General features: G+C 37.9%; 18 protein-coding genes. 7 read left to right on the top strand and 11 right to left on the bottom strand.

What is annotated here, in order from left to right; all coding sequences use genetic code 11:
* Positions 1-9: 9 nt before the first annotated feature.
* Genes IGM09_RS03220 through opp1B form a run of 5 tightly spaced genes read right to left on the bottom strand, consistent with a single transcriptional unit; the run spans position 10 to position 5138 of the window.
* On the bottom strand, positions 10-1080 hold the full coding sequence (locus IGM09_RS03220) for an RNA-guided endonuclease TnpB family protein (RefSeq protein WP_033624860.1): 1071 nt from the start codon (positions 1078-1080) through the stop codon (positions 10-12).
* A 40-nt stretch (positions 1081-1120) separates the two neighbouring features.
* A complete protein-coding gene (gene opp1F / locus IGM09_RS03215) occupies positions 1121-2077 on the bottom strand; it encodes an oligopeptide ABC transporter ATP-binding protein Opp1F (RefSeq protein ID WP_002355795.1) in 957 nt (318 codons plus the stop codon).
* On the bottom strand, positions 2077-3135 hold the full coding sequence (opp1D, locus tag IGM09_RS03210) for an oligopeptide ABC transporter ATP-binding protein Opp1D (protein WP_002355794.1): 1059 nt from the start codon (positions 3133-3135) through the stop codon (positions 2077-2079). The genes opp1F and opp1D overlap by 1 nt, the downstream gene beginning before the upstream one ends.
* 9 nt (positions 3136-3144) lie before the next feature.
* Positions 3145-4197, bottom strand: a complete 1053-nt coding sequence (gene opp1C / locus IGM09_RS03205; protein ID WP_002355787.1) for an oligopeptide ABC transporter permease Opp1C — start codon at positions 4195-4197, stop codon at positions 3145-3147.
* Positions 4197-5138, bottom strand: a complete 942-nt coding sequence (gene opp1B, locus IGM09_RS03200) for an oligopeptide ABC transporter permease Opp1B (RefSeq protein ID WP_002381304.1) — start codon at positions 5136-5138, stop codon at positions 4197-4199. Before opp1B ends, opp1C begins: the two co-directional genes overlap by 1 nt.
* A gap of 90 nt (positions 5139-5228) precedes the next feature.
* On the opposite strand from opp1B, the gene IGM09_RS03195 reads away from it, so the two are divergent.
* Complete coding sequence (locus IGM09_RS03195) at positions 5229-5579, top strand: DUF3899 domain-containing protein (protein ID WP_002355784.1); 351 nt, start codon at positions 5229-5231, stop codon at positions 5577-5579.
* A 78-nt stretch (positions 5580-5657) separates the two neighbouring features.
* Here the strand turns inward: IGM09_RS03195 and opp1A are convergent, their stop codons facing one another.
* The gene (gene opp1A, locus IGM09_RS03190; protein WP_010816372.1) at positions 5658-7328 is read right to left on the bottom strand and encodes an oligopeptide ABC transporter substrate-binding protein Opp1A; all 1671 of its coding nucleotides are present in this window, start codon (positions 7326-7328) and stop codon (positions 5658-5660) included.
* Between the two features lie 243 nt (positions 7329-7571).
* On the opposite strand from opp1A, the gene IGM09_RS03185 reads away from it, so the two are divergent.
* From IGM09_RS03185 to fni, 6 genes are all read left to right on the top strand, one after another.
* Positions 7572-8645, top strand: coding sequence for an FUSC family protein (locus IGM09_RS03185; protein WP_002355782.1), 1074 nt, complete (start codon positions 7572-7574; stop codon positions 8643-8645).
* Positions 8642-9277 (top strand): pentapeptide repeat-containing protein, encoded by a 636-nt coding sequence (locus IGM09_RS03180; protein WP_002355781.1) that lies wholly within the window; start codon positions 8642-8644, stop codon positions 9275-9277. Before IGM09_RS03185 ends, IGM09_RS03180 begins: the two co-directional genes overlap by 4 nt.
* A gap of 269 nt (positions 9278-9546) precedes the next feature.
* Positions 9547-10491 (top strand): mevalonate kinase, encoded by a 945-nt coding sequence (gene mvk, locus IGM09_RS03175; protein ID WP_010828617.1) that lies wholly within the window; start codon positions 9547-9549, stop codon positions 10489-10491.
* Positions 10491-11486: a diphosphomevalonate decarboxylase gene (gene mvaD, locus IGM09_RS03170; protein ID WP_002358822.1), complete on the top strand. Its 996-nt coding sequence runs from the start codon at positions 10491-10493 to the stop codon at positions 11484-11486. The genes mvk and mvaD overlap by 1 nt, the downstream gene beginning before the upstream one ends.
* 2 nt (positions 11487-11488) lie before the next feature.
* Positions 11489-12595 carry a phosphomevalonate kinase gene (locus IGM09_RS03165; protein WP_002355777.1) on the top strand — a complete coding sequence of 369 codons (1107 nt, stop codon included), beginning with the start codon at positions 11489-11491 and terminating at the stop codon, positions 12593-12595.
* Positions 12579-13622, top strand: coding sequence for a type 2 isopentenyl-diphosphate Delta-isomerase (gene fni / locus IGM09_RS03160; RefSeq protein ID WP_002381302.1), 1044 nt, complete (start codon positions 12579-12581; stop codon positions 13620-13622). The genes IGM09_RS03165 and fni overlap by 17 nt, the downstream gene beginning before the upstream one ends.
* A 44-nt stretch (positions 13623-13666) precedes the next feature.
* Here fni and adhE read toward each other — a convergent pair whose 3' ends face one another.
* The 5 genes from adhE to IGM09_RS03135 form a co-directional block, all read right to left on the bottom strand.
* Complete coding sequence (adhE, locus tag IGM09_RS03155; RefSeq protein ID WP_010774536.1) at positions 13667-16264, bottom strand: bifunctional acetaldehyde-CoA/alcohol dehydrogenase; 2598 nt, start codon at positions 16262-16264, stop codon at positions 13667-13669.
* A 157-nt stretch (positions 16265-16421) separates the two neighbouring features.
* Positions 16422-16727, bottom strand: coding sequence for a post-transcriptional regulator (locus IGM09_RS03150; protein ID WP_002355774.1), 306 nt, complete (start codon positions 16725-16727; stop codon positions 16422-16424).
* Between the two features lie 261 nt (positions 16728-16988).
* Positions 16989-17387 carry a preprotein translocase subunit YajC gene (gene yajC / locus IGM09_RS03145; protein WP_002383336.1) on the bottom strand — a complete coding sequence of 133 codons (399 nt, stop codon included), beginning with the start codon at positions 17385-17387 and terminating at the stop codon, positions 16989-16991.
* Positions 17388-17447: 60 nt separating this feature from the next.
* The gene (gene tgt / locus IGM09_RS03140) at positions 17448-18593 is read right to left on the bottom strand and encodes a tRNA guanosine(34) transglycosylase Tgt (protein WP_002355772.1); all 1146 of its coding nucleotides are present in this window, start codon (positions 18591-18593) and stop codon (positions 17448-17450) included.
* A gap of 158 nt (positions 18594-18751) precedes the next feature.
* Complete coding sequence (locus IGM09_RS03135) at positions 18752-19858, bottom strand: iron-containing alcohol dehydrogenase family protein (protein ID WP_016617482.1); 1107 nt, start codon at positions 19856-19858, stop codon at positions 18752-18754.
* Positions 19859-19938 lie beyond the last annotated feature (80 nt).

Here is a 19938-nt window from a genome sequence, read left to right as displayed (position 1 = left end):
TTCTTCTATTTATATGGTTTCTCGTTTAGACAAGCCGCGTTCTAAGATTTTTTGACTTCTAAGATACTCTGAATTTTCTGTACTTTCAGAAAAAGACAACTCTGTTTCGATCTCCTCTGACTCAATACAAATGAGTTCTTTGCCATACCATTGTGCTTTATACAACAGTTTAGCTAAAAATAAAGACCAAGCCAGTTCAGAACGATCATGTTTTGGCGGCCGTTCATTACTGTGATGGGCTTTTTCAATACAAATAACATCGTAACTTGAAACCAATTCCGTTGTAATTTTGTTTAAAATATCCATTCGTTGGTTGGCTATTTTTTCGCGAATTTTTGCGACTTTTATTTTTTGTTTTTGATAATTTTTTGCTTGCGAAAGATCGACACCTTTTTCCAAAGCAATCATTTTACGCTTGTTTAATTTTCGTTCTTCTTGACGTAGTTTTTGCTTTAAATGCTTTGAACAATAGCTTTTTTCGAAGCTTTCACCATTCGAAAGCAGCGCAAATTTTTCCCTACTGCTACAAATTCCCACCATTTTTTGTTGCTTTGTTTTCGTTTCAATCGGCGCTTCACACAAAATGGAAACATAATAATTGTGACTCGCACTCATAGAAATAGTTACAGATTTTATCTCCCCCAGCGGTTGGCGGTGTACCTTCATTTTAATTAAAGATTTCAATTTAGGTACTTTCAAATAACGATTATCCAAAATTTTGACCGTGCCATGTTGATTGTTCGTAGTGTAGGAATGCACCGTTTCTTTCTTTTTCTTTTTTGGAAAGCCCATCCCTTTTTCCCGATAAAAATTTTTAAAGGCTCGATCCAAATAAACTTGTGCATTTGCCAAGGCTAAACTATCAACTTCTCTGAGGACAGGGTATTGTTTCTTATATTTAGCTGGCGTTGGCATTTTAAACGTTTGTTGAGGATTTTTTCGCATCTCTTTGTAGATATCAATCCGGTCTTGTAACATTAAATTATACACCAAGCGAACACAAGAAAATGTTTTTTGAATAAACTGTTTTTGTTTTGAGGTTGGATAAAGTCTGTATTTATAAGCTTTCAGAGCCTTCATCTCATAACCACCCTACCAAGATAGTTAGAAAAGAAGCTGGTTATAAACCAGCTTTTCTTTTCTTCTCTTCAATTTTTTCACGGTACATTGCAACTTCGTCTTCAGCACAATAAACATAGTGTCCATTGAGAATTTCACGGAGCTCACGATCTTTCCCATCTGCCGCTGCAGGCTGGTAAACGATCCGTTTACGTGTGCGTTCATAGTCTGGATCTGGTAATGGAATCGCAGAAAGTAAACTTTCTGTATAAGGATGAACGCCGAAATTATAGACATCATCACTTGTGCCCATTTCCAATAATTTCCCACTGTGCATTACGCCAATTCGGTCACTGATATGTTTTACCATCGATAAGTCATGTGCGATAAACAAGTAAGTTAAGCCTTGTTCTTTTTGTAAATCTTGTAATAAGTTTACTACTTGAGCTTGAATCGACACATCCAAAGCCGAAATCGGCTCATCACAGATAATGAAACGTGGATTAACCGCTAAAGCACGGGCAATCCCGATCCGTTGACGTTGCCCACCAGAAAACTCATGAGGATAACGCGTACTGTGACTTGGATTTAAGCCCACCGTTTTTAAAAGTTCATTGACTTTTTCTTCCCGCTCTTTTGGTGTTTTAGCTAATCCATTGACATCGATTCCTTCAGCAATAATATCATTGACTTTCATTCTTGGGTTCAATGAAGCATATGGATCTTGGAAGATCATTTGAACATCGCGGCGGAATGCTTGCATGTCCGCTTTTGATTTAATTTTGCTAATGTCTTTTCCATCGAAAAGAATTTCACCAGCAGTTGGATCATATAAACGAATGACACTGCGACCAGTTGTTGATTTTCCACTTCCTGATTCGCCAACTAATCCAAAGGTTTCGCCTTCATAAATATGAAAACTAATGTCATCAATGGCTTTTACTTCGTCTTTACGACCAACATTGAAATACTGTTTCAAACCAGTGACTTCTAATAGGACTTTTTTCTCTTCTGCCATTAATTACTACCTCCTGGATTTTTTTGACGCTCTGCATAAATTGCCCAACGACGAACAATCTCTGCTGGAGGCGTAACTTTTGGTGCTTGTGGTGCTAATAACCACGTTGCTGCTTTGTGTGTCGGTGATACTTCAAAATAAGGTGGTTCTTTTTCTGTATCAATTTTTAAAGCAAACTCATTCCGTGGATAGAAGGCATCTCCAGTTGGTGGATCTAATAAATCTGGAGGTGAACCTGGAATCGCATAAAGTTTGTCTTCTGTTCCTTCCATCGTTGGCATTGACCCTAAAAGTCCCCAAGTATATGGATGTTGTGGATTATAGAAAATTTCTTCTGCTGTTCCCACTTCAACCAGACGTCCACCGTACATGACAGCGACACGGTCAGCCACGTTCGCTACTACCCCTAAATCATGGGTAATGAAAATAATCGAAGTGCTAATTTTTTCTTGTAAATCTTTTAATAACTCTAAAATTTGTGCTTGGATGGTTACATCCAACGCTGTAGTTGGTTCATCTGCAATTAGAACTTCGGGATAACAAATTAAAGCAATTGCAATGACAATCCGTTGACGTTGCCCACCAGAAAATTGGTGTGGATAGTTTTTCAAACGTTTTTCAGCATTAGGAATGCCGACTAATTTTAGTAATTCTAATGCTTGCGCTAAGCCTTCTTTTTTTGAGACTTTATTATGTTTGATTAATGATTCCGCCACTTGTTTGCCAATTGGCATCGTTGGGTCTAATGAAGTCATCGGATCTTGGAAAATCATTGCGATTTCTTTACCACGAATGGCTTGCATTTGTTTTTCTGTTTTATGAACAATATCTTGTCCTTTAAACAAAATTTCCCCGTTATCAATATTGGCATTACTGCTCAACAAACGCATAATACTGCGGGTTGTAACAGATTTACCACTCCCTGATTCACCTACGATGGCTAACGTTTCACCTTTATAAAGATCAAAACTCACACCACGAATGGCGTTGACTTTACCTGCAAATGTATCAAAGGAGATTCTTAAGTCTTTAACTTCTAATACTTTTTCCATAGTCATTCACCACTCTTACTCTTTCATCTTAGGATCAAATGCATCACGTAAACCATCAGCTAACAAGTTGAAACAAATCATGATAACTGAAAGTGTTGCCGCTGGAATCCACATTAAATATGGAAGGAAACGGAAAGTTTTGTATCCTTCGTTTAACAAGGTTCCTAAAGATGCGGTTGGTGGACGTAAGCCTAACCCAATAAAACTTAGGAACGCTTCAAAGAAAATTGCCGATGGGATACTGAACATCATTTGGACAATAATGACACTTGAGATATTCGGTAAAATATGTTTAATAGCAATTTTCCAACGAGATTCGCCCAATGTTTCTGCTGCCATGACAAACTCTTGATCTTTTAGTTTCATGGTCTGGGCTCGCACAATCCTGGCCATTGATATCCAGTTTGTAATAACCATGGCCAAAACAATCGAAACAATCCCTGGATCAAAGACTGTTAGCATCAAGATCATAACAACTAAGTTAGGAATACCAGAAAGAACTTCTAAAATACGTTGCATTACTGTATCGACACGACCGCCGACTAACCCGGAAATCAGTCCATACGTTACCCCAATCGTAATATCTAGAATTGCCGCGATAAACGCAATTAATAAGGAAATACGTGTTCCCATAAATAAACGACTTAGGACATCACGACCTAAACCATCTGTTCCTAGATAAAAGTTTACGTTATCTGGAACGTTTGCTTGTGCATATTTATCAACTAATTGACCAGCAACTGTTGTTTTACCATTTAAACCATTCACGCTTTCCAAGCCAGGAATTCGTGGTGGTAAGTTAATGTAAGAAACATTTTGTTTCGTTGGGTTATGTGGTGAAACCCAAATGGTAATAATAGAGATAAAGATAATAACTGCTAAGAAACTCATTGAGATAACTGCAGCTTTATTCTTTTTCAAACGACGCCATGAGTCTTGTAAGAAACTTAAAGACGGTGTGGCAATACGCTCTCTTTCTTTTAGAGTTGAAGTGTTTAGAGGCTGAAACTCATCTGCCGGAATATCTTTAATCGCTTGTGGTAGATTATTTTTATTGACTGTTTCCATTAGCCTTTTGCACCTCCTGATACGCGAATTCTTGGATCAATTAAACCATAAAGTAAGTCAACAATCAGAATTACAACAACTAACATTGTTGAATACAAAATAGTTACTGCCATAATTGTTGGATAGTCGTTTGTCATAATTGATTTTACAAACTGTTCCCCAATTCCAGGGATGGCAAAAATATTTTCTACTACTAAAGAACCTGTCATTAAACCAACGGCTAAAGGTCCTAATAAGGTAATCAATGGAATTAAACTGTTTCTTAACCCGTGGCGGAATGCAACTTGCCAGCGACTCAAGCCTTTTGCTTTGGCTAATTCGACATAATCACTATGCAAGACCTCTACCATCTCGGTTCGAATAAACCTAGCCGAATCGGCCATTGGACTCATTGCCAAGGCAATAGTTGGTAAAATTGTGTAGGCAAAACCATTCCACATAGCAATTGGTAAGATTCTTAATTTCATTGCAAAAATGTATTGTAATAATACCGCGAAAACAAAGTTTGGAATAGAACGACCTAAAATGGCTAACAATGTTGCCAACGTATCTACCCAAGTATTTTGACGCATCGCTGCGATAATCCCCAATAAAATACCGACTAACGTACCAAAGATAATCGCTTGTCCTCCCAGTTGAAGGGATGGCCCAATTCGACCAGCTAATAACTTAGCAACAGGTTGGTTTTTAAATTGGAATGAAATACCAAAGTCTCCTGTTACCAGGTTCTTTAAGTAAATTCCGTATTGAACAATCACTGGTTTATCTAAGCCAGATTGTTTATTCAACATAGCGATTGTTTCTGGACTAAGTTTTTCTTGGTTGGTATAAGGCGTACCTGGTAATAATTGCATTAAGAAAAACGTAATCGTTGCGATTAACCACAAAGTGATAATCATGAAAAAGATCCGTTTAAGAAAATATTTTCCAAAACTATTCAATAATGACACCTCCGAGATTTTTTTGACTTCCTCAGTTATTTTCGTTAAAGTAATGACTAGATAGACCACAATAATAGATAGGGTGAACACATGAAAACTTTTAAATGGCCAATTATTACAGCCGTTATTTCCAGTATCGGCATTTTTCTTTACTTATTAATAAGTAAAGAACCTATCACTACCTCCTCATTATCAGATACCTTCTTTATCGTTTCGCTTTTCTTTTTAATTATCGGCATTGCTTTATGGATTATGTCCTCTGGCTTTTTCGATAACTTTCAGCGCTCAATGAAAAACGCGTTTCGTTTTAAAAAGAAAAATGAACCGAAAGAGTTTATCCCGCTTTCAGTCATTGGCGATGCACATCGCTCTTTCTGGCTAAAAACTGGGGGCATCTTACTGATTCTGTCTTTAGGCTTTCTACTATTTTACTTGGTCTAAGACAAGATAGCAAGAGGACCGTTGCCTTTTATTCCATGGCAAAGGTCCTTTTTTGTTTGCTATCGATCTTTTGTCAGGTTATTCTGAAATGTATGCCCATTTGTAGTCATACGTTGCGCCAGCAGGATGAACTGCGACATCTTTGACTTTTTCAGCACGTAAATGCGCTTCTGATTTTTGGAATAATGGTACCACACCCATGTCTCCCATAATCGTTTTCTCTGCATTTAACATATCATCCCAACGTTTTTCAGGATTTGTCGCATCTGCACTACTTGCAGCTTTCACTAACTTGTCAAACTCTGGATTGTTATAACGTCCACGGTTATATGAGTTATCTGAAGCAAATAAGTCTAAGAAACTACTTGGATCAGCATAGTCAGCACTCCAACCACCGATTACTGCATCAAAGTCGCCTTTGTTTGAACGATCTAAACGAACGGAGAATGGAACCGGACTAACCGTTACCTTCACACCATCTAAAGCATCTTGAATTGACCCTTGAACAAATTCAACTGTTTTCTTAGAAGAATCTGCATCTGAAGAAAGAATATCCATTGTTAAGGTTGAAATCCCCAATTCTTTTTTCGCTTTTTCCCAGTATTCTTTAGCTTTTTTCGTATCATATTCAATTTGACTACCTGCTTCTTTAGCAAAGTCTTTGCCGCCACTTGGGTCTTTTGCCATATCTGCTGGTACTAAACCGTTTGGCTCGATAGAACCATCCCCTAAGATTGATTCAACTAACGCTTTACGGTCGATTGAGTAAGAAATTGCTTTACGTAAGTTCGCATTTCTAAATGGTGATTTTTCATCACGTTGATTTAGTTCCATATATTGTGTTGATGCTTCTTTTTGACTAACAAAAGCTGGGTCATTGGCCATTTGTTGAGCTAATTCACCAGAAAGAACGACATCGTCTGTTTGTCCATCTTGGAACAAGTTCAACGCGGTTGGTGATTCTTTCACAACATTCACATCTACTGAGTCCAGTTTCACTGTGTCTTTATCCCAATATTGATCGTTTTTCTTGAATGACCATTTTGTATCTGTACCAGGACCATCAAAGCCGTCTAAGACGAATGGACCATTGTAGACAGCACTTTCGCTGTTTGATGCATAATTTTTACCATATTTTTCCACAATATCTTGACGTTGCGGGAAGAATGATGGGAAAGCTAATAAGTAATCAAAGTATGGTGTTGCTTTTTCTAAAGTGATTTCTAATTCTGTATCACTGACTGCTTTAATTCCTAATTCTGATTTATCTTTTTCCCCTTTAGCAATGGCATCACCATTTTTTACAGAGGCATACAGATAAGCATATTCAGAAGCTGTCGCTGGATCAACTGTTCGTTGCCATCCGTAAACATAGTCATTAGCAGTCACTGGTTTACCGTCTGACCATTTTGCATCTTTATTTAATTTAATTTTGTATGTTAGTCCATCTTCAGAAACTTCTGCTTTTTCCGCTGCACCTGCAGGTTGGACTTTGTTATCTTTGTCTAAACGATAAATTCCTTCATATACATTATTTAATGCAATAAAACTAATTCTGTCTGTTGCTAGTGATAAATCAGCTGTTGGCATTTCTTGTTGTTCTGTGACACGTAAAACTTGTTCGCCACTTGCCTTACCGCCACCAGACGCGCTTGAGCTATCTGACGTTCCGCCGCCTCCACAAGCCGCTAAAGTTGTTACGCTAAATAATGTAATCACACCGAATGTTAATGACTTTTTCAATTTCATAGTGTTGCCTCCTAAAATAATACAATCTGTATTTTCTGAAAAATCAGAATTTAATAATTATTTATTGCTATGGAATATATCTTACATTTTTCATATTAAAATTGCAAGTCAAAATGTTAACTTTTTTTAATTTTTCTTCTCTTCCTATCAGAAACCACTCTTTTTCTTCCTGTCTTTTATTGCAATTCTTTTGTCAGTTTTCTAAACATTATGGTAAATTAGGAAGTAAAGGAGTGACAAAATATGAAAAATTCTACGTTTTTAAAGGATTTGTTTGCTATTGATAAAGCAAATGACGAATTATTTCGGTTAGTTGGTGTCGCAATTTGTATGGCAATTCCATTATTAATTGGTTATTTTTCCAATAATTTACTCATTGGGACCTTTGGCTCGATGGGCATTTATACGTTTATTTATTATCAGCCGCTTCCTTTGCCCCAATTATTGCGCAGACTGAATATTGTTGGCTTTTTTATTGTTCTGGGCAACAGCTTAGGAATGCTAAGTCACCATGTACCTTGGTTGATTCCCATTACAATTGCCATCGTCGCTTTTCTTGCACGCTTACTTTTTAGATTGTATGGCATTGAGAAGCCTGGTGCTTTGTTAGTTATCATGTCAACCGCAATGGGAACAAGCAACAATTTTCCTTTACATAAGATTCCCATCATGGCCAGTTTTGTTCTTTTAGGAGTAGTGACCGGCATTATCATGGGCATTGTGCTTCATTTCATCGACAAGCGCCCCTACGTTTTTCAAAAACGGATGTCTCTTCAAGAACGACTTTATATCGATCCCGCTTCTTTATTAGATGCTTTGCATTATGCGGCCATTTTATTTTTAGCGGCTTATTTAAGTCAATCGCTTCATTTAGTCAATGCCTATTGGATGACGTTTACTTGCGCAGCCATTTTACAAGGGGAAAATTTACATTCTGTGATGCAGCGAAATGTGCAACGGATTCTAGGTACGAGTCTTGGTTTGTTGCTTTCTGCAATTTTATTAATGATTCCCTTTACACCTTTACAAACAATCGGTATCATTAGTATTCTATATGCAGCTTTTGAAGGATTCATTAACAGAAACTATGCGATTGCCAGCTTTTTTATTACCCCGATGTCCTTATTATTATCAAATCTTGCACGACAGCAAGTCATTAGTAATCTTTTAAACTATCGATTAGTCGGGATTGTGTTAGGTAGTTTACTTGGTTTTGCCGGCGCTTATGTTTTCACAACTGCGCTACGTTTCTATAATCGGGCCTACTCAATTGATGAAACCTTTGAAAATCAACAAGAAGAAAGAGGCGTTTTATGAAAATAACTTATCCCTTGCCACCAAATTTGCCAGAACAACTTCCTCTATTAACGAACTGTCAATTAGAAGATGAGGCAATCTTAGAAAATCATTTGTATCAGCAGATTGATTTACCGAATCAAGAAGTTCGTAACTTAGTCTTTCGGGATGCTGTTTTCGATCATCTTTCATTAGCAAATGGCCAGTTTGCTTCTTTTGATTGTAGTAATGTGCGTTTTGAAGCTTGCGATTTTTCTAACGTCGAATGGCTGTCTGGCAGTTTTCATCGAGTGACTTTCCTTCGTTGCAATTTGACAGGAACGAATTTTGCAGATAGCTATTTAAAAGATTGTCTGTTTGAGGATTGCAAAGCCGATTATGCTTCTTTTCGTTTTGCAAATTTTAATCTTGTTCACTTTAATCAGACACGTTTAGTCGAAAGTGAATTTTTCGAGGTCACCTGGAAGAAACTCCTTCTAGAAGCTTGCGATTTAACCGAAAGTAATTGGTTAAATACTTCTTTAAAAGGATTGGATTTTTCCCAAAACACCTTTGAACGCTTGACTTTCTCACCAAACTATTTATCAGGTCTTAAAGTCACCCCTGAACAAGCCATTTATTTGGCAAGTGCCCTTGGTTTGGTGATTACCTAAGAAAATTTTAAAAAAATAGCCGAATAACTGGTTCTGTCGGTTCTTTCTTATTAAATTGTTATTAATTTTTTGGAAAAACCAACGGAACCATTTTACTTGTGCCTTATTTTTAGGTAAACTATCTTAGGTTAAGCAATCTCTTTTTTTGGAACAAGAGAAACTTTTGGAATCATTTCCTATAAATCATGAAGAGATTATGACAAACGTTCTTCTAATCCAAGAACGTCTTTTGTCCTATACTCGATTCTACTCAAAAGGAATGTCAGTGAATGAATATAAAAAAACAAGGCCTCGGTCAAGCGACGGGAAAAATCATTTTAATGGGGGAACACGCCGTTGTTTACGGCGAACCAGCAATCGCCTTTCCTTTTCAAGCGACAGAAATCACAGCCGTCTTTACCCCGGCAAAAACTATGCAGATTGATTGTGCATATTTTACAGGATTGCTTGAAGACGTGCCCCAAGAGCTAGCAAATATCAAGGAAGTTGTTCAGCAAACCTTACATTTTTTAAAGGAAGATACAGTTAAAGGCACTTTGACCTTAACAAGTACGATTCCCGCTGAACGAGGAATGGGCTCAAGCGCAGCAACCGCTGTGGCCATCGTTCGAAGCCTTTTTGATTATTTTGATTACGCTTATACATATCAAGAATTGTTTGAGCTTGTTTCCTTAAGTGAGAAAATTGCTCATGGCAATCCTAGTGGTATCGATGCCGCAGCAACAAGCGGCGCTGATCCCTTATTTTTTACTAGAGGATTTCCGCCCACACATTTCTCGATGAATTTATCTAATGCCTACTTAGTAGTAGCTGATACGGGAATTAAAGGTCAAACACGTGAAGCAGTGAAAGACATTGCGCAGCTAGCTCAAAATAATCCCACAGCAATCGCTGAAACAATGAAACAATTAGGTTCTTTTACTAAAGAAGCGAAGCAGGCAATTTTACAAGATGATAAACAAAAATTAGGTCAGCTAATGACGTTAGCGCAAGAGCAACTCCAGCAATTAACCGTCAGCAACGATATGCTGGATCGACTAGTGGCTCTCTCTCTAGAACATGGCGCTCTAGGAGCAAAATTAACCGGCGGCGGTCGCGGTGGCTGTATGATTGCCTTAACAGATAATAAAAAGACCGCACAAACCATTGCACAGACTTTAGAAGAAAATGGAGCTGTTGCTACATGGATTCAATCATTAGAGGTGAAAAAGTAATGCTTTCAGGAAAAGCACGAGCGCATACAAATATTGCTCTGATTAAATATTGGGGAAAAGCCAATGAAGAATACATTTTACCAATGAATAGTAGTTTATCATTAACATTAGATGCCTTTTACACAGAAACAACTGTGACATTTGATGCCCATTATTCAGAAGATGTATTTATTTTAGATGGTACCTTGCAAAACGAAAAACAAACAAAAAAAGTCAAAGAATTTTTGAACCTTGTTCGTCAACAAGCCGATTGTACTTGGTTTGCAAAAGTGGAAAGTCAAAATTTTGTGCCTACTGCAGCTGGTTTGGCTTCTTCAGCGAGTGGTCTAGCTGCTTTAGCTGGGGCCTGTAACGTAGCCTTAGGATTAAATCTTTCAGCAAAAGACTTATCCCGTTTAGCGCGACGTGGTTCAGGTTCTGCTTGTCGTAGTATTTTTGGTGGTTTTGCTCAATGGAACAAAGGCCACTCTGATGAAACGTCGTTTGCTGAAAATATTCCAGCCAATAATTGGGAAAACGAATTGGCCATGCTCTTTATCTTAATTAATGATGGCGAAAAAGATGTTTCCAGCCGTGATGGAATGAAACGAACAGTAGAAACTTCTAGCTTTTATCAAGGTTGGTTGGACAATGTGGAAAAAGATTTATCCCAAGTTCATGAAGCAATTAAAACAAAAGACTTCCCTCGTTTAGGAGAAATCATTGAAGCCAATGGGTTAAGGATGCATGGAACAACCTTAGGCGCTGTCCCTCCATTTACTTACTGGTCCCCAGGCAGCTTACAAGCGATGGCTTTAGTTCGCCAAGCACGGGCCAAAGGAATTCCTTGCTACTTTACAATGGATGCAGGTCCGAATGTCAAGGTCTTAGTCGAAAAGAAAAACTTAGAAGCATTAAAAACATTTTTAAGTGAACATTTTTCAAAAGAGCAGTTAGTCCCAGCTTTTGCTGGTCCCGGAATTGAATTGTTTGAAACGAAAGGAATGGATAAATAAGCATGATTGAAGTTACTACGCCAGGAAAGTTATTTATTGCAGGAGAATATGCCGTTGTTGAACCTGGCCACCCTGCCATTATCGTTGCTGTGGATCAATTCGTAACTGTAACTGTCGAAGAAACAACAGATGAAGGCAGTATTCAATCTGCACAATACAGCTCTTTACCTATTCGTTGGACACGCCGAAATGGTGAGCTTGTATTAGATATTCGCGAAAATCCTTTTCATTATGTTTTAGCGGCGATTCATCTAACTGAAAAATATGCGCAAGAGCAAAACAAAGAATTGTCATTTTATCATTTAAAAGTGACGAGTGAATTAGATAGTTCAAATGGACGAAAATACGGTCTTGGTTCAAGCGGTGCGGTAACCGTTGGAACTGTCAAAGCCTTGAATATTTTTTATGATTTAGGTTTGGAAAATGAGGAAATTTTCAAATTATCAGCATTAGCTCACTTAGCCGTTCAAGGAAATGGTTCTTGCGGAGATATCGCCGCCAGCTGTTACGGGGGCTGGATTGCCTTTTCAACCTTCGATCATGATTGGGTCAATCAAAAAGTAGCCACTGAAACATTAACTGATTTGTTAGCAATGGACTGGCCTGAATTAATGATTTTTCCGTTAAAAGTACCGAAACAACTACGTTTACTAATTGGTTGGACAGGTAGCCCTGCGTCCACTTCAGACTTAGTTGATCGAGTCCATCAATCAAAAGAAGAAAAACAAGCGGCTTATGAGCAGTTCTTAATGAAAAGTCGGCTTTGTGTCGAAACAATGATTAATGGCTTTAACACAGGAAAAATTTCTGTTATTCAAAAACAAATTACTAAAAATCGCCAATTGCTTGCCGAATTATCTTCACTGACTGGTGTGGTAATCGAAACAGAAGCCTTGAAAAATCTTTGTGATTTGGCTGAATCTTATACAGGAGCTGCGAAATCTTCTGGCGCTGGCGGGGGCGATTGTGGGATTGTAATTTTCCGCCAAAAATCCGGGATTTTACCATTAATGACTGCTTGGGAAAAAGACGGAATTACCCCACTGCCACTTCACGTCTATACCTATGGTCAAAAGGAGTGTAAGGAGAAGCATGAATCGAAAAGATGAACATCTATCATTAGCTAAAGCGTTCCACAAAGAAAAAAGTAATGACTTTGATCGTGTGCGTTTTGTTCACCAATCGTTTGCTGAATCCGCTGTTAACGAAGTGGATATTTCCACTTCGTTTCTTTCTTTTCAGCTTCCCCAACCTTTTTATGTCAATGCAATGACAGGTGGTAGTCAGCGTGCAAAAGAAATTAATCAGCAATTAGGCATTATTGCCAAAGAAACTGGCCTTTTAGTTGCGACAGGATCTGTCTCGGCAGCGTTAAAAGATGCTAGTTTAGCGGATACGTATCAAATTATGCGAAAAGAAAACCCAGATGGACTCATTTTTGCCAATATTGGTGCAGGCTTGGGTGTGGAAGAAGCAAAGCGAGCGCTTGATTTATTTCAAGCGAATGCCTTACAAATCCATGTAAATGTGCCCCAAGAATTGGTCATGCCTGAAGGAGATCGTGATTTCACTAATTGGCTAACCAAAATTGAAGCTATCGTACAGGCCGTAGAAGTGCCTGTCATTGTCAAAGAGGTTGGCTTTGGCATGAGCCAAGAAACCTTAGAAAAACTCACCTCTATCGGCGTTCAAGCAGCGGATGTGAGCGGCCAAGGCGGAACGAGTTTTACACAAATTGAAAATGCCCGGCGGAAGAAACGAGAACTTTCTTTCTTAGATGATTGGGGGCAATCAACGGTCATCTCTCTTCTGGAATCACAAAATTGGCAAAAGAAACTAACTATTCTCGGTTCTGGCGGTGTGCGTAACTCTCTTGATATTGTCAAAGGACTCGCTTTAGGTGCCAAAAGCATGGGAGTTGCTGGGACTATCTTAGCTTCCCTTATGAGTAAAAATGGTTTAGAAAATACCCTAGCCCTTGTACAGCAATGGCAAGAAGAAGTGAAAATGCTTTATACTCTTTTAGGAAAAAAGACGACAGAAGAATTGACGAGTACCGCACTTATCCTCGATCCAGTTTTAGTTAATTGGTGTCATAACCGTGGTATCGACAGCACTGTTTTCGCAAAACGTTAAAGAGACCAGAACATTAATGTTCTGGTCTCTTTATTTGAGTTCTTTTATCCTACATAAGCATCTAAGATAATTTGTTTTAGTTCACTAATTAATGGTTCTTTCGGATTTGCAGTTGTACATTGGTCTTCATATGCAAGTTCTGCCATACGATCAACCGTTGTGTCTAATGTTTCTTGTGAGACACCTTGGGCTTTCAAGTTCATGTCAATTCCGACTGATTTACCTAAGTCTGCTACTGCTGTTGCTAAAGCTTCTACTAATTCTGCGGTAGTATTTCCTTTTAAGCCTAAGAATTTTGCAATATCTGCATAATCAGTATCGGCGCGGAAGTAATCATATTTAGGGAACATTGCGTGTTTTGATGGATCTTTCGCATTGTAACGAATAATATGTGGTAATAAAATCGCATTTGTACGACCATGTGGAATGCCATATTCCCCACCAATTTTGTGAGCAATAGAGTGACAAATACCTAAGAATGCATTAGCAAATGCCATCCCTGCCATGGTTGATGCATTATGCATTTTTTCGCGAGATTCCATATCTGGACGTTTCACTGAATTTTCTAAATGATCGAAAACTAACTTGATTGCTTGTAAACTTAAACCACGTGTGTAATCTGAAGCCATCACGGAAACATAAGATTCAATAGCATGTGTTAAAACATCCATACCTGTATCTGCAGTGACTGAAGCTGGCACAGACATTACGAACTGTGGATCAACAATCGCTACATCTGGTGTTAACGCATAGTCTGCTAACGGATATTTCACGTGTGTTTCACTATCAGTAATAACGGCAAATGGTGTAACTTCTGAACCAGTTCCTGAAGTAGTTGGGATACAAACAAATTGTGTTTTTTCTGGTTTGGCAATTTTATATGTCCGTTTGCGGATATCTAAGAATTTTTGTTTTGCACCAAAGAACTCTGTATCTGGGTGTTCATAGAACATCCACATGCCTTTCGCCGCATCCATTGCAGAACCGCCACCCAAGGCAATCACTGTATCTGGTTGGAAATCAACCATCATTTTGGTACCTGCATAAACAGTATTTGTTGATGGGTTTGGTTCAACATCAGAAAATACTTCGATTTTCACATCATTTTTACGTTTTTGTAGCTCTTTACGTACGATATCTGCATAGCCAAATTGAACCATACCTGGGTCACAAACTAACATGACACGTTCAACATTTTCCATTTTTTGTAGATATTGTAAAGAATTTTTTTCAAAGAAAATTTTTGGAGGTAATTTAAACCATTGCATATTATTTCTCCGTTTCGCTACCGTTTTAATATTAATTAAGTTAATGGCTGATACGTTTTTAGAAACAGAGTTTTTCCCGTATGAACCACAACCAAGTGTTAAGGATGGAATCATTTCGTTATAAATGTTACCGATACCGCCTTCTGCTGATGGAGTATTCACTAAAATACGACAAGCTTTCATACGTAAACCAAAAGCAACTTGTAACTCTTCATCTTCTGTATGAATTACTGCTGTATGTCCTAAACCACCTAAGTTTAACATCGCTTCACATAGTTCAAAAGCATGCTCTGCATTGTTTGATTTCATCATTGCTAAAACTGGCGATAATTTTTCTCTTGATAATGGATATTCTGGACCTGCACCTTCTAATTCAGCGACTAAAATTTTTGTGCCTTTTGGTACGCTAATTCCTGCTAATTCAGCAATTTTTTCTGCAGAGTTACCGACAATCGCTGGATTTACTGCGTATTTACCTTCATTCATCACTGCATCTTCTAGTTTTTGTAATTCATTCGGTTTCACGAAGTAAACATTGTGTGCTTCAAACTCAGCTTTGACAGAAGCATAAATTTCTTTATCCACAATGATCGCTTGCTCAGAAGCACAAATCATTCCATTATCAAATGATTTTGAAACAATTAAATCATTAACCGCACGTTTTACTTTAGCCGTTTTTTCAATATAAGCTGGTACGTTCCCAGGACCAACGCCTAGTGCTGGTTTACCTGTTGAGTACGCAGATTTTACCATGCCTGCGCCACCAGTTGCTAAAACAATGGCAATCCCTGGATGATTCATCAAAGCAGATGTTGCATCAATCGATGGTTGTTCAATCCATTGAATACAATTTTCTGGTGCACCTGCTGCAATCGCCGCATCCCGTACAATACGTGCCGCTTCTGCCGAACATTTTTGTGCGCTAGGATGGAAAGCAAAAACAATTGGATTTCTTGTTTTTAAGGCAATTAGTGATTTAAAAATAGTTGTTGACGTTGGGTTTGTTGTTGGTGTGACCCCACATACCACGCCAACTGGCTCAGCAATTTCCATTAAACCGGTTTGTTCGTCTTTGTTAATTACACCCACTGTTTTATCATGTTTAATATTATTCCAAATGTATTCAGATGCATACATATTTTTGATTGCTTTATCTTCATAGATTCCACGGCCAGTTTCTTCGACAGCCATTTTTGCTAAAGGCATATGTTGGTCTAACGCCGCCATCGCCATTTGATGGACAATGTGATCTACTTGTTCTTGTGTAAAATCTTCCATTGCTTTTAAAGCGACATTCGCTTTTGTTGCTAATTCATCAATCATTGATGAAACATCAACCGTTTCTGTCTTTTCTTTTTTTACTGTTTTAACCATGTTCATCCTCCTAAGAGTTTCATTTTAAAAAAACTTTGTTAACTATTTCACATTCACATCATACAACATAAAACGAATCTTGTAAATAGTTTTTGTGATATTTTTCACAACTATTTATAATTTTTTTTATCTCAAAAAAAAAGACCTATTCTTTTTTCTAGAATAAGTCTTCAATATCATGCCAGTCCCTTAAAGGATTTTTTGATGTCTGTGCCAATAATTGTTGATAGTCAAAAAATTCATTTGGCTTAACCTTCTGAATGTCTTTACGACAGTCTTTGACAGATAAATGGGTTTGTTTTTTCCAACGATAGGTGAGTAAATAAGTCAATAAATCTTCTTCGTTGATGGAAGAATAACCTAGTTCACGAAAATTTTGGCACTTCTTTTTAATACTTTTATTGAGCATTTTTTGTTGTAACCAACTTAATTTTTCCTTTGTCATGGGCTCTTCTCCTTCCAACCAAGCGAAAGATTGCTCACTTTTTAACTATCTTCCAACACTATAAAAAGGAACCTTTTTTGTAAACTTAATAGTTAAAAAGGACTTAGGACGTAAGTCCAAATGACCTACCTTCCTAGTCCTACATTTTAAGATAAACGACACGAGCGGAATAGGAATTATCTCTTCTTATTGGCTTTCTCGTGTGACTACTGGTCACAGTTTCGCCTTTGAAAAGCCTGTTCCGCTCTCTCTAACCATTAAATGAATTAGTTGAACCGTTTAGTCTTTCTTTTCTTTTGAAGGATCTGATGTTTCAGGAACTTCAGTTACTTCTTCTGTGACTGTCTCTTCAACTTCTGTGACTGGTACACTAGTTACTGCTGAATCATTTGTAACAGCAGTTCCAGGTGTTACAGTTCGAATTGCTGCACGGTCAAATTCTAAGACAATACCTTCGCAATCGATTAAAACTGTTTTTTCGTTGATTTCACTTAAAACACCATGTAAACCACCAATTGTGACAACACTATCGCCAGTTTTCATTGCGTTTAGTTGTTTTTGACGTTCTTGTTGTTGTTTCTTTTGAGAACGTGTCATGAAAAACATCATTCCTCCTAAAAGGACTAATGTAAAAATCATTGTAAATCCGCCACCCATTTGTTTCACCTCACTCTGCATTATTCACACTACTAACTGTATCAAAAAAATGCTTGAAGAACTAGTTTTTTCCTCTAATTTTTAGAAACTTTTTGCATTCGCTTTATTAAAGCCATATTCTTCAAAAAACGCTTGTCGGAATTCTAATAAATTGTCGTCCATAATTGCTTGACGGACATTTTTCATTAAGTCTAACAAGAAGTATAAATTATGATACGATGTTAAACGGATTCCGAATGTTTCATCACATTTAATCAAATGACGAATATAGGCCCGCGTATAATTACGACAAACATAACAATCACATTTTTCATCAAGCGGACGAAAATCTCTTGCATATTGGGCATTTTTAACAACCAAGCGACCTTGTGAAGTCATACAAGTACCATTGCGCGCAATACGTGTTGGTAGCACACAATCAAACATGTCAATCCCACGAATCACTCCATCAATTAATGAATCAGGGGCACCCACACCCATTAAGTAACGTGGTTTATTTTCAGGAATTAACGGTGTCGTAAAGTCTAAGACTCGGTTCATTTCTTCCTTAGACTCACCAACAGATAAGCCACCAATCGAATAGCCAGGAAAATCCATACTCACTAAATCTTTGGCACTTTGACGACGTAAATCTTCAAATCCCGCACCTTGAACAATACCGAATAATCCCTGTCTATCAGGATTCGCATGGGCTTTTAAGCCACGCTCAGCCCAACGAGAAGTCCGTTCAATCGAGCGTTTGACATACTCATAGCTTTCATCAAATGGTGGACATTCATCAAAGCTCATCATAATATCTGATCCTAATTTATTTTGAATATTGATCGCTTTTTCTGGAGAAAGGAACATTTTTGAACCATTTAAATGATTTCTAAAATGCACACCTTCTTCTTCGATTTTCCGCATATCACTTAATGAGAAGACTTGGAAGCCACCTGAATCAGTTAAAATAGGTTGATCCCAGTTCATAAATTTGTGTAAACCGCCTGCTTCTTCGACTAAATCTTCACCTGGGCGTAACCATAAATGGTAAGTATTACTTAAAATAACACCGGCACCCATTTCTTTTAATTCTTCTGGTGACATTGTTTTAACTGTCGCAAGTGTACCTACCGGCATAAACATTGGTGTTGGAAATGTGCCGTGAGGAGTAATTAATTCACCTAAACGCGCACCTGTGTGTTTATCTTTTTTGATTAAACGATAACGAATGGCTGGTTCCGTCATTCATTTCCCTACTTTCTACTATAATTTGTCCTCCCATCATCATACTTTTTTTTTATTGAATTTGCAAGGATTTCTCAAGGTTTCTTTTTTCAAAAAAGGATCCTTAAAAAACAGCAACTAGTTCAAATAATTCAAATGAGCTAGTTGCTGTTTGGCACTTATTTTGTCGCTGTATATTTTTCTAAATCTTGCATCGCTGTTTTCACAATTTCAGGGGTAATTTTTTGTTTCATATAATGAATCGTTTCGCCTTCTATACAAGCACGTTCTGCTACTTCTTGATACTCGGCTTCAGTTAAGTCCATCTCCATTTCTTTTAAAGAAATAGGCAAACCTAGTTGGTGATAGAAAGGAATTAATTCATCGATTTCTTGCCATTTCTCTTCAATGGCTAATTGAACAAACACACCATACGCCACTTTGTTTCCATGCAATTGTTGATGGCTAGCTGGCAGCAAAGTTAGTGCATCATGAATGGAATGGGCACCCGCTGTCCGACCATAATCATCGCCAAAGCCACCCACCATTCCACCAATAATTAAATTCGTTTCGATGACATCAATAAACGATTGATTTAATTGCTGCTCTTCCATCGCTTTTAAAGCATTGATACTTTCATTTAACAAAATATCGCGACATTTTTCCGCGGCAAAATGAGAAACTTGAATAGGTAACACTTGGACATCTAACTGCGAAATAATCGCATCTGCTTCGTACCATTTAGCTAATGTATCCCCAATACCTGCCACCATTAAGGACCGAGGCGAATGCAATAACACTCTTGGTTCTACCAACACCAAAGCGTTTGCTTGCGGAAAAACGTCATACCGTTCCATTGCTCCATCTTCTCGATACATTACACTCAATGGCGTGCACGGCGCACAAGTAGCTGCTAAAGTGGGTAAAATAATTACCGGTAATGCCATTTTGTGTGCTAAGGCTTTGCCCAAGTCGGCCACTTTTCCTCCACCAACAGCGACGATGGCCTCTAAATGATTGTCCAGCACTTGCGCTTCTAACTCTTGCACACGTTGATCTGTACAAACACCTCCATAGTTTTCAAAAACAGCTGTTACTTTTTGAAACGTCGGAAAATACGGTTTTGCCGCTTGCCATGACTCAGTCCCGTGTAAAATGAATACACGATGAATATTTCTGCATAATAGTTGTCCTTCTAATAATTCCCACGAACCAATTTCGCAAAGATACTCTTGTGGTGTCCCTCTCACAATTAATGATTGTTCCATCTTGAAAATCCCCTTCATTTTTGACTTTTGAAAATTTTTTTGAAAAAGTTGTATTTTTTCAACTCTACTACTTTTCCTTTTACATATTCTATGATATG

The sequence above is a fragment of the Enterococcus sp. DIV0167 genome (assembly GCF_050541555.1).
GTDB classification, from domain to species: domain Bacteria; phylum Bacillota; class Bacilli; order Lactobacillales; family Enterococcaceae; genus Enterococcus; species Enterococcus faecalis.
This window is presented reverse-complemented; position numbering and strand designations above follow the sequence as displayed.